This is a genomic window from Streptomyces sp. SCUT-3, assembly GCF_014083985.1.
Taxonomy (GTDB): Bacteria; Actinomycetota; Actinomycetes; order Streptomycetales; family Streptomycetaceae; genus Streptomyces_H; species Streptomyces_H thermolineatus.
The window spans coordinates 5080522-5092696 of the sequence record NZ_CP046907.1 but is presented as its reverse complement, the minus strand read 5'-3'; the positions used below and the strand labels follow the sequence as shown (position 1 = coordinate 5092696).

General features: G+C 73.6%; 10 protein-coding genes. 3 read left to right on the top strand and 7 right to left on the bottom strand.

Translation table 11 applies throughout. The features are described 5' to 3' along the window. Nucleotides 1-115: 115 nt before the first annotated feature. Entirely contained in the window at nt 116-484 is a 369-nt protein-coding gene (locus GQS52_RS22445; protein ID WP_182315136.1) for an ArsC/Spx/MgsR family protein, read from the top strand. 210 nt (nt 485-694) lie between these two features. Here the strand turns inward: GQS52_RS22445 and GQS52_RS22440 are convergent, their stop codons facing one another. The 4 genes from GQS52_RS22440 to GQS52_RS22425 all read right to left on the bottom strand — a co-directional run bounded on the left by GQS52_RS22440 (nt 695) and on the right by GQS52_RS22425 (nt 5281). Beyond that, nucleotides 695-1783, bottom strand: a complete 1089-nt coding sequence (locus tag GQS52_RS22440) for a S1 family peptidase (RefSeq protein ID WP_182315135.1) — start codon at nt 1781-1783, stop codon at nt 695-697. Nucleotides 1784-2030: 247 nt separating this feature from the next. Next, nucleotides 2031-3017, bottom strand: coding sequence for a slipin family protein (locus tag GQS52_RS22435; RefSeq protein WP_182315134.1), 987 nt, complete (start codon nt 3015-3017; stop codon nt 2031-2033). 85 nt (nt 3018-3102) lie between these two features. Beyond that, complete coding sequence (locus GQS52_RS22430; protein WP_259371178.1) at nt 3103-3984, bottom strand: S1 family peptidase; 882 nt, start codon at nt 3982-3984, stop codon at nt 3103-3105. Between the two features lie 226 nt (nt 3985-4210). Beyond that, nucleotides 4211-5281 carry a S1 family peptidase gene (locus GQS52_RS22425; RefSeq protein WP_182315132.1) on the bottom strand — a complete coding sequence of 357 codons (1071 nt, stop codon included), beginning with the start codon at nt 5279-5281 and terminating at the stop codon, nt 4211-4213. Between the two features lie 899 nt (nt 5282-6180). On the opposite strand from GQS52_RS22425, the gene sepF reads away from it, so the two are divergent. Further along, nucleotides 6181-6624, top strand: a complete 444-nt coding sequence (gene sepF / locus GQS52_RS22420) for a cell division protein SepF (protein WP_182315131.1) — start codon at nt 6181-6183, stop codon at nt 6622-6624. 167 nt (nt 6625-6791) lie between these two features. Here the strand turns inward: sepF and GQS52_RS22415 are convergent, their stop codons facing one another. Then, nucleotides 6792-7982: an acyl-CoA dehydrogenase family protein gene (locus GQS52_RS22415; protein ID WP_182315130.1), complete on the bottom strand. Its 1191-nt coding sequence runs from the start codon at nt 7980-7982 to the stop codon at nt 6792-6794. 184 nt (nt 7983-8166) lie between these two features. Beyond that, the gene (locus GQS52_RS22410) at nt 8167-9939 is read right to left on the bottom strand and encodes an MFS transporter (protein WP_182315129.1); all 1773 of its coding nucleotides are present in this window, start codon (nt 9937-9939) and stop codon (nt 8167-8169) included. A gap of 484 nt (nt 9940-10423) precedes the next feature. Between GQS52_RS22410 and GQS52_RS22405 the strand changes: the two genes are divergently transcribed. Further along, complete coding sequence (locus GQS52_RS22405; RefSeq protein ID WP_259370918.1) at nt 10424-11509, top strand: phosphatase PAP2 family protein; 1086 nt, start codon at nt 10424-10426, stop codon at nt 11507-11509. Nucleotides 11510-11630: 121 nt separating this feature from the next. Here GQS52_RS22405 and GQS52_RS22400 read toward each other — a convergent pair whose 3' ends face one another. Then, a complete protein-coding gene (locus tag GQS52_RS22400) occupies nt 11631-11846 on the bottom strand; it encodes an I78 family peptidase inhibitor (RefSeq protein ID WP_182315128.1) in 216 nt (71 codons plus the stop codon). Between the last annotated feature and the right edge of the window lie 329 nt (nt 11847-12175).

Here is a 12175-nt window from a genome sequence, read left to right as displayed (position 1 = left end):
GTCCGGTGTCCGCATACCGGGACGGCGGGGGCCCGGCGGGGCGCGCGACCCGGGGACGGGCGGGCGGGCCGCAGGGGCCGCGGGGCGGGGCGGGCCGTGGCCATACAGTGGCGGCATGGAGATCTGGATCAACCCCGCCTGCTCGAAGTGCCGGTCCGCCGTGGAGATCCTGGACGGCGCCGAGGCCGACTACACGGTGCGCCGCTACCTGGACGACCCGCCCACCGAGGCCGAGCTGACCGCCGTCCTGGACCGGCTGGGCCTGGAGCCGTGGGACATCACGCGCACCGGCGAGCCGGCCGCCGCCGAACTGGGCATCGCCGGATGGACCCGCACCCCTGCCGACCGGCCGCGCTGGGTCGAGGCGCTCTCCCGGCACCCGTCCCTGATCCAGCGTCCCATCATCACCGCCGACGACGGCACCGCGGTGGTCGGCCGCAGCGAGGACGCGGTGCGCGACGCCATCGGGCGCACCGGCGCGTGAGGCCGCAACGGCCTTTCCGCGACGGCCTTTCCGCGACGGGCGGTGACGGGTCGTCGGGCGTACCGGCCGGGCGCCGTCCTCTTCTCTCCCGCACCGCCGTCCCCGTAACGCGGCCGTGCCCGTCACCGGTGGGGCGGTGACGGGCACGGCTGCGGTGCCCCGGTCGGGGCGGGTGGTGCGGGTGGTGCGGTCGGCCGATGTGCCGGGGCGTCAGCCGATCTGCGCGCCGTAGGCGCTGAGCGCCTCGGTGACCGGCTGGAAGAACGTGGTGCCGCCGGAGGAGCAGTCACCGCTGCCGCCGGAGGTCAGGCCCACGGCCGATTCGCCCGCGAAGAGCGAGCCGCCGCTGTCCCCGGGCTCGGCGCACACGTCGGTCTGGATCAGGCCGTTGACGATCTGTCCGCTGCCGTAGTTGACGGTGGCGTTCAGACCGGTGACCTTGCCGTCGTGCACCTGGGTGGTGGAGCCGCTGCGCTTCACGGCCATGCCGACGGTGGCCTCGGCGGCACCGGTTATCCGCTGGGTGCCGCCGTAGAGGTTGACCTCGCTCGGCGCGTCGGCCGAGGCGTCGGCGTACTTCACCAGGGCGTAGTCGTTCTCCGGGAACTGCGAGTCCTCCATGGTGCCGATCGCGGAGCCCTGGCCGTCCTCCCAGGAGGAGCCGGCGTCCCCGCAGTGTCCGGCGGTGATGAAGGCCGGGGCGCCGTCGACGGTGACGTTGAAGCCCAGGGAGCAGCGGCCGCCGCCGCTGTGGATGGCGTCGCCGCCGGAGACGAAGGGCTTGAACTCCCCCTCTGCCTTCTTGATGACGGCCTTCCCGCCGAGGGCGTCGACGGCCTGCTCGAGCCTGTCCCAGGCCTTGTCCGTGACGGTGGTGTCCGCGGTGACGACGACCCGGTTGGTGCGCGGGTCCACGGCCCAGGCGGTGCCGGGAACCTGTTCGGCCGTCTCGCCGATCTCTGCGCGGGCGGACCTGAGTTCGGCGGTGCTGTTCTCGACGATCCTCGCCACGGCGCCGGCCCGGCGGACGTCCTCGGCGGCTTCCGCGTCGACGACGTTGACGGTGAGCCGGTCGGTCCTCTCGTCGTAGTAGGACCCGGCCGTCCCGGATCCGAGGTCCTCCACGAGGGTGGAGGCCAGCTCGACGGCGGCACGGGGGGTGAGCGCCTTCGGGCCGGGGGCGGCGGTTCCGGTGGGTACGGCGTTGGCGTTGGGAAGCAGGATCGCCGCGGCCGCAACCGCGGTCGCGCCGGCTCCGGCGATGACGGTACGCCGCTTGGTAACTCGTCGGTGCTGCAACTCATGACCTCCAGTGGGGGGTTGGGCCCGCAGAACATGTGGGGGCGGACCCGGAGGATGCGCTGTCAAAGGCATGACACACCGCAAAAGCCGTGGCCATGCCAAGCAACGGACGGGAGTATTCCGGTACCGGACGGCAGGACGCAACCACTGTTCGGGGATCTACTCGAACACGTCCGCGAGGGCCGTCCCCTGTGATGAACTGGAATGTCGGACGCTCACCCGCCGGGGCGACGGGCCGTCAGGTCTACCGCTCGGGGAACCCGGACCGGCGTTCCGGCAGGTCGGAAGGCGCCTCCTTCGGCGCGGCCGGGCGCCGTTCGATCGCCTGCAACCCGGACTCCTCCGGACCGGGCTCCTCCTGCCCCGGGAGCTCCTGCACGACCGGCTCCCCCGTGTCCGAATCCTGTTCGGACGACTGCAGTTCGGACGACTGCGAGCCGGACTGCTGCGGATCGGACTGCTGCGGATCGGACTGCTGCCGGTGCGTCGAGTGCTCCAGGAAACGCAGCAGTTCGACCGGGAACGGCAGCACGAGCGTGGAGTTCTTCTCCGCCGCCACCTCCACCACGGTCTGCAGCAGGCGCAGTTGGAGGGCCGAAGGGGTGTCGGCCATGGTCTGCGCGGCCGAGGCGAGCATCTTCGACGCCCTGAGCTCGGCGTCGGCGTTGATGACCCGGGCCCGCCGCTCGCGCTCGGCCTCCGCCTGGCGGGACATAGAGCGCTTCATCGTCTCCGGCAGGGAGACGTCCTTGATCTCGACCCGGTCGATCTGCACGCCCCAGCCGAGTGCCGGGCTGTCGATCATCAGGGCCAGGCCCTCGTTGAGCTTCTCCCGGTTGGACAGCAGGTCGTCCAGGTCGCTCTTGCCGATGATCGAGCGCAGCGAGGTCTGGGCGACCTGGGAGACGGCGAAGCGGTAGTCCTCGACCTTGATGATCGCGTCCGCGGCGTCGGCCACGTTGAAGTAGACGACGGCGTCCACCCGGACGGTGACGTTGTCGCGGGTGATGCCCTCCTGGGCGGGGACGGGCATGGTGACGATCTGCAGGTTCACCTTCCGCATCCGGTCGACCACGGGGACGATCATCGTGAAGCCGGGGCCGCGCACAGGGGAGCGGAGCCGGCCGAACCGGAACACGACCCCGCGCTCGAACTGCTGCACCACTCGGGCGCCGCTCGCGGCGAGCAGCGCGGCCGCCGACAGGCCGGCGGTCAGCAATTCCACGACCATGGCGGGCCCCCTTGCCCACGTACGCGGTGACCTGCTCCTTCCACGGTAACGCGCCCGCGGGTGCGCGGCTGCCGGGTGCGCGCCGTCAGTAGACGCCGACGCCGTAGGCGGCGAGTGCCTCGGTGACCGGCTGGAAGAACGTGGTGCCGCCGGAGGAGCAGTTGCCGCTGCCGCCGGAGACCAGGCCCAGGGCGGTGCCGCCGGAGAACACCGGGCCTCCGCTGTCGCCGGGCTCCGCGCACATGGTGGTCTGGACCAGCCCGTACACGATGTCGCCCCCGCCGTAGTTGACGGTGGCGTTCAGGCCGGTGACGGTGCCGCCGCGCAGACCGGTGGTGGAGCCGCTGCGCTGCACGTACTGGCCCACGTAGGCGTTGCCCGCGCCGGTGATGTCGCGGTGGCTGCCGTTGTGGAGGTTGACCGTCCCCTCCTTGGGGACGGAGGTGTTGGTGTAGCGCACCAGGCCGTAGTCGTTGCCCGGAAAGCTGGAACCGGCCGTGGTGCCGAGCACGACCGTGCGCCCCGGGTCGGCGTACCAGGTGGTCGCGCCGTCGGCGCAGTGGCCGGCGACGAGGAAGTAGTGGGCGGTGCTGCTGCGGACGTTGAAGCCGAGCGTGCAGCGCGAGCCGGTGTCGGAGTAAACGGGGTCGCCGCCGGCGATGAACTTGTCGAAGGTGCCCTCGGTGCGCCGGACCTCCACGGCGCCGCCGTGGGCGGCGGCGATCTTCTCCAGCTCGGCCGTCCCCGCCCTGCCGACCCTCTCGTCGGCGGTGACCACCGTCCTGCCGGTCCGCGGGTCGACGACCCAGGCGGTGCCGGCGATGTCCGCGGCGCCGAGCTGCCGGGCCACGGCCGCGGCGACCTCGGGGGAGGCCCCCGCCGGCTCGGCACCGGCCGACGGCAGGGTGAACGCCGTGAGGGCGAGCAGAACGGACGCGACGGCGATCGGCCGGGTGCGCCGGGCCACGCGGCTGCGGGAGGCGGCGGCGCTGCGGGGGGCGGTGCCACTGCGGGGGGCGGTGCTTCGTCCGGTCCTCACTGCGTTCCTCCTGACGGGGTTTCCGTGGGGTGCCGCAGGGCCGGCGGCGGCTGCCGGACCCGGCGCGGCCGGGACGGGAACGGGCCGCCCGGCCGCCGCCCGGTGCGGGTGCACCGTGCGGGGGCCGGGCGGCCGTGCGGGACTTTCGGGTGCGTCAGAAGATGCTGACGCCGTAGGCGCTGAGCGCCTCCTTGACCGGCTGGAAGAACGTGGTGCCGCCGGAGGAGCAGTTGCCGCTGCCGCCGGAGGTCAGGCCCAGGGCGGTGCTGCCGGAGAACATCGCACCACCGCTGTCGCCGGGCTCGGCGCACACGTTGGTCTGGATCATGCCGTAGACGATGTCGCCGTTGCCGTAGTTGACGGTGGCGTTCAGGCCGGTGACGCTGCCGCCGCGCAGGCCCGTGGTGGAGCCGCTGCGCTGCACGGACTGGCCGACGTAGGCGTCGCCCGCGCCGGTGATGTCGCGGTAGCTGCCGTTGTACAGGTAGACCGACCCGTGCTTGGTGACCGAGGTGTTGGTGTAGCGCACCAGACCGTAGTCGTTGACCGGGAAGCTGGTGCCGGCGGTCGAGCCGAGGACGGTGGTGCGCCCGGAGTTGGAGTACCAGGTGCCGGCGCCGTCGGTGCAGTGGCCGGCGGTGACGAAGTAGTAGACGCCGCTCTTGACGGTGTTGAAGCCGAGCGAGCAGCGCCCGCTGCTGGCGTAGATCGCCTCGCCGCCGCCGATGAGCTTGTTGAAGGTGCCGGCGGTGCGCTGGACCTTCACGGCGTCGCCGTGGGCGGCGACGGCCTTCTTCAGCTTGGCCATCTCGGCCTTGCTGACGCTCTCGTCGGCGGTGACCACCATCTTGTTGGTCTGCGGGTCGATGACCCAGGAGGTGCCGGCGATGTCGGCGGCCTTCGCCGCGTCGCCGGCCTTGTTCAGCTCGGCGGTGCTGTGCTCGACCACGCGGGCGACCGCGCCGGCCTCGCGGACCTCGGCCGCGGCCTCGGAGTCGGTGACGTTGACGACGGCCCGGCCGCTGTCGTCGACGTAGGTGCCCGCGGTGGCGGCGGCGCCGAGCTGCTGGGCCACGGCCGCGGCGGCCTCGGGGGAAGCCCCCGTCGGTGCGGCGTTGGCGGACGGCAGGGTGATGGCCGTGGCCGCGAGGAGACCGGACGCGACGGCGATCAGCCGGGTGCGTCGGGCCACGCCGCTGTGGGGGGTGCTTCGCCTGATCCTCACTGCGTTCCTCCTGTTGGAGTATCTGTGGGGGTCGTGCTGTGGGGGTCGTGCCGTGGGGACGGACGTCGAGAGCCAGGATCGTCGTGTTCCTGACAAGTCCTGAGGGGAGTATCAGGATCCCCGACCTCTCGCACAAGAGGGCGGACGCCGCCAACCCGTCCGAACGGTCGGCCATGTGTCGCGCCGTCAGGTTCCTTCGACCGCGCGTCCGCGGCCACCCGCCGGGGTCCGTCCGGGGGGCGGACGCGGCTCCCCCGGCGCCCGGGAGGGCATGAGCCGGAGGGCGCGGGGTAGGACGCGGATCATGGGCGACCTCCACCTGCACGGCCCGGCACCGGCCGCCGGCCCCCGTCCCGCGCACGGCCGGCCGCGGCCCCGGACGGGCCGCGCGCACGGTTCCCGCCGCGCCGGCACACCGCCCGAACGCGCCCCGCACCCGGGGGGCGACCCGCCGGACGGCGCGACGGCCGCCGGTCGGACGGGGCCGGGCACCGCCGATCGGAACCCCGCCCTTCACCCGGACGGTCACCTTTTCCCGTCCGGTCGCGGGCCGGCCGTTCACCCGGCCGCCCGCCCCAAAGAGCCCCCGGCCACCGGCACTCCGCCCGTCGGCGACGGGCCGCGGCCGACGGCGGACACCTCCACCCGGCGACCGCCCGTCCGCCGACTTCCACCCCCCGGGACCGAGTTGGCGCGGAGGCCGTCGGCCGCCGCGGCCACCCGCACTTCCCGTCCCGTCACCTCCCCTGCCGAACAGGAGTTCTGACGGGTCACCACATCTTCTGCACCAGTACCGTCACGAAAGACCGTCCGGCGGGATTTTCGCTTGGCGCATCGTCCTCGTCATGGACGACCATAGGGGGGCGGACGGTAGGGACCGCGTGTGAAAGGAGGCGTCCATGGGTTCGGTACGCAGGGCGAGCGCCTGGCTGGGACTTGTCGACGACGGCGAGGACGACCGGTACTACGACGATGCCGGTGACGGTTACGCCGAGAGCCCCGAGCCGGAGGTCGCCCCGTGGGTGACCGATCCCCGGATCCAGGTGCCCGCCCGCAGCGCCGCGGACGACGGGCGGCGCATCGCCACGGTGACCCCGGACGGCTTCCGGGACGCGCGCGGCATCGGCGAGTTCTTCCGCGACGGCATCCCGGTCATCATGAACCTCACCTCGATGGACCCGGCCGACGCCAAGCGGGTGGTGGACTTCGCGGCCGGCCTCACCTTCGGCCTGCGGGGCTCCATCGAGCGGGTGGCCACACGGGTCTTCCTGCTCACCCCGGCCGACTACAAGGTGCTCACCACCGACAACGGCCACGGCGCGGAGTTCTTCAACCAGAGCTGACCGCGCTCCCCCGCCGGCTCCGGAGAGGCGCTCCCGGCCGGGAGCGCCCCGGCTCCGCGCGCCCCGCACCGGGCGTGCGGGGCGCGCAGGGCCGGGCGGGGCGCGCAGGGGGGCGGGGCGTGCAGGGCCCGGGCGGCCCGGGGGCCGAGGCCCGGAAGGCCCGCTCCTCAGCCCCGGAAGGCGTCCAGGCCGGTCAGCGCCTTGCCGAGCACCAGCTGGTGCATCTCCACGGTGCCCTCGTAGGTGAGCACCGACTCCAGGTTGGTGGCGTGCCGCATGACCGGGTACTCCAGCGAGATGCCGTTGGCCCCCAGGATCGTGCGCGCCGTGCGGCAGATCTCGATGGCCTCCCGGACGTTGTTGAGCTTGCCGAAGCTGATCTGCTCCGGGCGCAGCCGGCCCGCGTCCATCCGCCGGCCGAGGTGGTGCGCCAGCAGGATCCCCTTGTGCAGTTCGACGGCCATGTCGGCGAGCTTGCCCTGGGTGAGCTGGAAACCGCCGATCGGCTTCCCGAACTGCTCACGGGTCCTCGAGTACTCCAGCGCGCTCTCGAAGCAGGCGCGGGCGGCGCCCATCGAACCCCAGACGATGCCGTAGCGGGCGTGGCTCAGGCAGCTGAGCGGGCCGCGCAGCCCGGTGGCCCCGGGCAGCACCGCGTCGGCGGGCAGCCGCACCCCGTCGAGGACCAGCTCGCTGGTGACCGAGGCGCGCAGCGACCACTTGTGCTTGATCTCCGGCGCGGAGAAGCCGGGTGCGTCGGTGGGCACGACGAAGCCGCGGACCCCCTCGTCGGTGCGCGCCCAGACCACGGCGACCCCGGCCACGCTGCCGTTGGTGATCCACATCTTGCGGCCGGTCAGGACCCAGTCCGAGCCGTCGCGCTTGGCGGTGGTGCGCATGGCGGCGGGGTCGGAGCCGTGGTCGGGCTCGGTCAGCGCGAAGCAGCCGATGACCTCGCCGGAGGCCATCCGCGGCAGCCACTGCTGCTTCTGCTCCTCGGAGCCGAAGCGGTGGATCGCGTACATGGCCAGCGAGCCCTGCACGGACACCAGGGAGCGGATGCCGGAGTCCGCGGCCTCCAGCTCCAGGCACGCCAGGCCGTACTGGACGGCGCTCGCCCCGGCGCAGCCGTAGCCCTCCAGCGACATGCCCAGGGCGCCGATCGACCCCAGCTCGCGGGCCAGCTCGCGGATGCCGGGCAGCTCACCGCTCTCGTACCACTCCGCGACGAAGGGGAGGACCCGCTCCCCGGCCCACCGGCGCACGGTGTCGCGCACCGCGCGGTCCTCGTCGCTCAGCAGGTCGTCGAGACCGAGGGGGTCGTGACGGTCGAACGGCGGCGGTGCACTCGCGCTCATGGACGCGCCTTTCAGCTCTCTGCGGCTCGGAGCGGGCCCGGACGACCCGGTGATCGTCCCGGTCCGGCCCCGACGGTACGTGCGGGCCCGGGACGGCGTCCAGACCCCGCAGCGCCATTGTGGCCCTGCACCCGCCGAGGGTCCGGAGCGGGCCGGCCGAGCCGGCGGGCGGCGTACGGGCCGGTCAGCGGCGCACGGTCTGCGCGGGGGACAGTCCGTGCCCGCGCTGGGCGCCGATACTCCCGTCCGCACCCGGTGCCGTCTGCGGTCCGCCGGTCCGGGGGGCCGTCCCCGGCCCGGGCTGCTGCTTCCGCTCCCCGGGGGCCGCGCTCCCGCCGGACCCGGCTGCGGGCACGGGCTCCGGCGCGGTGGCCGCGCCGGAGCCGCCGGATCCGCCGGGCGCGGGGCCGGTTCCGGGAGCGGGTTCGGCGGTGCGGGGCAGGCGCAGTGCGGCGAGCGCGCCGAGGAACAGCAGCACCGCGCTGACCACGAGGGTGACGTGCAGTCCGTGCACGAAGGCGGTCCGGGCCGCGGCGCGCAGCGTCTCGCCGGCCGCTCCGCCGAGCTGCCCGGCGACCTCGTACGCCTCGCCTATGGAGTGGGCGGCGTCGTTCCTCGCCGGCCCCGGCACGCCCCGCGCCTCCAGGACCCCGGGGGCGTAGGCGGCGTTCATGACGCTGCCCAGCAGCGCGATGCCGATCCCGGCGCCCAGCTGGTAGGAGGTCTCGCCGATGGCGGCGGCTCCGCCGGCCTGCTCGGCCGGGGCCTCGTTGAGCATGCTCTCGTAGGCCCCGAAGAGGGTGGTCTCCAGGCCGAAGCCCAGGACGAGGAAGCCCGCGGCCAGGACCAGGGGCCGGTCGTGCTGGCCCATCACGGTGAGGCCCAGGACGGCGGAGGCCGTGAGCAGGAACCCCAGGGCGACCATGATCCGGGGCCCCAGGCGGTGCAGCATCCGCGAACCGGCCAGTCCGGCGGCCATCGCGGCGAAGGTCAGCGGCAGCAGGCGCAGGCCGGTCTCCAGGGGGCTCAGCCCGAGGACGAGCTGCAGGTACTGGGCGGCGACGAGCTCGAGGCCGACCAGGGCCAGCATGGCCACCACGATGCAGCCCACGGAGGTGCCGAACGCCGGCCTGGAGAACATCGCCATGTCGACCAGCGGGTGCTTGATCCGCTTCTGCCTGCGCACGAACAGGTAGAGCATCAGGCAGCCGCCGAGGAGGGGCACCAGCGCCGCCGGGTGGGCCGGTCCCGGGCCGGCCCCGGCGTGCTTGACGCCCAGGACCAGGCCCAGCACGCCGGCCGCGGCCGTCGCGGCGCCCAGCAGGTCCCAGGGGCCGTCCCGGTCCCCGGTCGACTCCGGCAGCAGCAGGCGGCCCACCGGCAGGCTGACCACCATCAGCGGGATGTTCACCAGGAAGACCGAGCCCCACCAGAAGTGCTCGAGCAGGAAACCGCCCAGCAGCGGCCCGACGGCGGCGCCGACCGCGGCGACCGCGCTCCACACGCCGATGGCCATGGCGCGTTCCCTGCGGTCGGGGAAGACCTGGCGCAGGATCGACAGCGTCGCGGGCATGATCATCGCCCCGCCGACGCCGAGGAGCACCCGGGCGCCGATGAGGACGAGGGGGCTGGGGGCGAAGGCCGCGACGGCCGAGGCCACCCCGAACAGGCCGTAGCCGAGCAGGAGGACCCGGCGTCTGCCGACCCGGTCGCCCAGGGTGCCGAACAGTATGAGCAGGGCGGCGGCGGCCAGCGGGTAGGCGTCGACGATCCACAGCAGTTCCGCGGCGCCGGGCCGCAGGTCCTCGGAGACGGCGGGGACCGCCACGTGCAGGACGGTCGCGTCGATCGCGACCAGCAGCAGGCTCACGCACAGGACTACGAGCACGAGCCATCTGTTGGCCGTCCCGCCACCCCTTCCCCGCGCGGTCGTACCGGCCGGGACCGTTCCCGTCATCCGCACACCTCCCAGTACTGCGCTCGCGCCCGGGCACGGCGGAATCCGGTTCCGGGGGCCCGGCGGCAAAAGGCGAGTGAGTCGCCAGGGTACGCGAGAGTCGCAGGGCAGTGCGTGGCAGACCTCGCGGTCCCGGCCGCCGGGCCGGCGGCGGGAGCGGTCCGGCGCGGCCGGCCGGGGAGGACGCCTCCCGGGCGGGGGCGGGTCCGGGGACGCGCGCACCGCGCCCGCCAGAATCGAACGGACTTTCCCTCAGTGGAACCTTAAGCGGAGGGGTCCTGCGGCGGAACGGCAATTGAATCGGCCGCCGGAATTACCCCGGCCAATTCGCCGGCACGCGCGGCCCGACAACGCCCCGCACCGGCGCAAAGGCGGCCGAAAATGTGAGCAGAATGACAACTTCGCAGAGTCTCCACATCACATCGTCATCACAAAGAGTCGGGTTCGGCCGAGTGCGCCCGTCACACGCTGTAACGTCGATTGCGTGCGTACCGAAGGAAAGGTTGTCCCCTGGGAGTCACGGCTCCCCCGGGGCTCCCATACGAGCAGTCGCGACGTCCCGGGGCTGAGCCGAACACGCAGGATCCTGTTCGGCGCGACCCTGGCGACCTACGCGGCGGTGATAGCGGCCGTCCTCAGCACCTCCTGGCTGGTGCGGCTGGACTGGCAGGTCATGCTGCTGCGCCCCTACAAGCAGTGGCCGGAGTTCCACGCCTTCCTGGACTACTTCGTGGTCCTGGGCCAGCGCGGCCCGACGGCCGTGATCGTGCTGGCCTGGCTGGGGTGGCGCTGCTGGAAGCAGCGGACGGCGCGCCCGCTGCTGATCCTGGGCATCGCCCTGCTGCTGCTCAACCTCTCCGTCGGATCGGTGAAGTACGGACTGGGCCGCCTCGGACCGCACTACGCGACCTCCGTGGGATCGGCCGAACTGTTCGCCGGAGGCGCGATATTCCCCTCCGGGCACACCGCCAACGCAGTGGTGACCTGGGGGGTGCTGGCCTACCTGGCCACCACCACGCGGGCGCGGCGGGTCACCTCGGTGGTGGCCGCGGTCTTCGCCCTCGGCGTCGGGATGACCACCATCTACCTGGGCACCCACTGGGTGAGCGACGTGCTCGCCGGCTGGACCGCGGGGCTGCTCGTCCTGCTGGCGCTGCCGTGGTTCGAGCCGGTCGTGGCCTCGGTCGAGGTCCGCGTCCGCGCCCTGGTGGCGCGGCGGCGGGGCGCTGCCGTGCAGGTCGCGGTGCCGGTGGGCCGTCCCCCCTCCCCCGCCCCGGTGCCCGCCGGGGCCCTGGCGGGCGTCTCCGCGGCGCGCGGGGCCGTCGACGGCGGTCCGTTCGGCCGCCGCACGGCCGAGGGCTCCCGGAGCGGCGGCCCGTCGGCCGCCGCCGGCCACCACGCCGAGCCGCGCCTGCACCATCCCGCGGTGCGTCCGCACGGTGCCCGCGGCGAGCGCCCCCCGGCCGGCCACCACCAGCCCGGGAGCCGTCGGCCGTACCCGGAGCGCCCCGCCGGCCGCGGCGCCGCCTTCGGCCAGGCCCGCGAGCGCAGCGCGGGAGCCGGGGGCTGAGCCCGGCGGGGGCGGACGGTACGCACACTCCTCCCTCCCCCGCCCGCCGGCACCGGTACGGCGAAGGCCCTGGTGGAACACACAAGGTGTTCCACCAGGGCCTTCGCCGTACCCGGGCGGGTCAGCCCTTCCAGCAGCGGCTGACCGTGCCGTCCTCCTCGACGGTGAGGTTGAGCCGCCCCTCCCGGTACTCCATGGTGATGATCGCGCCGGGCGCGAGCCGCCGGACCGTGGTCCAGCCCTTCCCGCGGGCACGCTCCTCGGCGGTGTCGGCGGCCAGGCCGACGTAGCCGTCCGGGTCGTCGTTCGGGGTGCCGGAGTTCGGTATGTGCGCCATGAGTCACACCGTAGGGTCTCGGTCCGGGACACGGAAGCCCGCTCACAGTCTGATCGTCACATCTTTGTCACAGAATCGCGTGAGGAGGTTATGAATCCTCCCTCACCTGAACGAATGATTTCCGGCCTCGAATTCCGGGGATTTACCTGCCCGCACGCGAACCGCCGCGAGCGGCCAGGAATAGGTATTCGCCGCGGGCGGGCCGACGGGGAATCCGCAGTTCCCGCCCGATGCCCCGCCTGCGGCCGAACGGATGCGCCCCGGTTGACGGTCCCGCTCGCCGACCGTCCCGGACAAGATCGAATCAATGGCGGAAACGCACAGCCGTG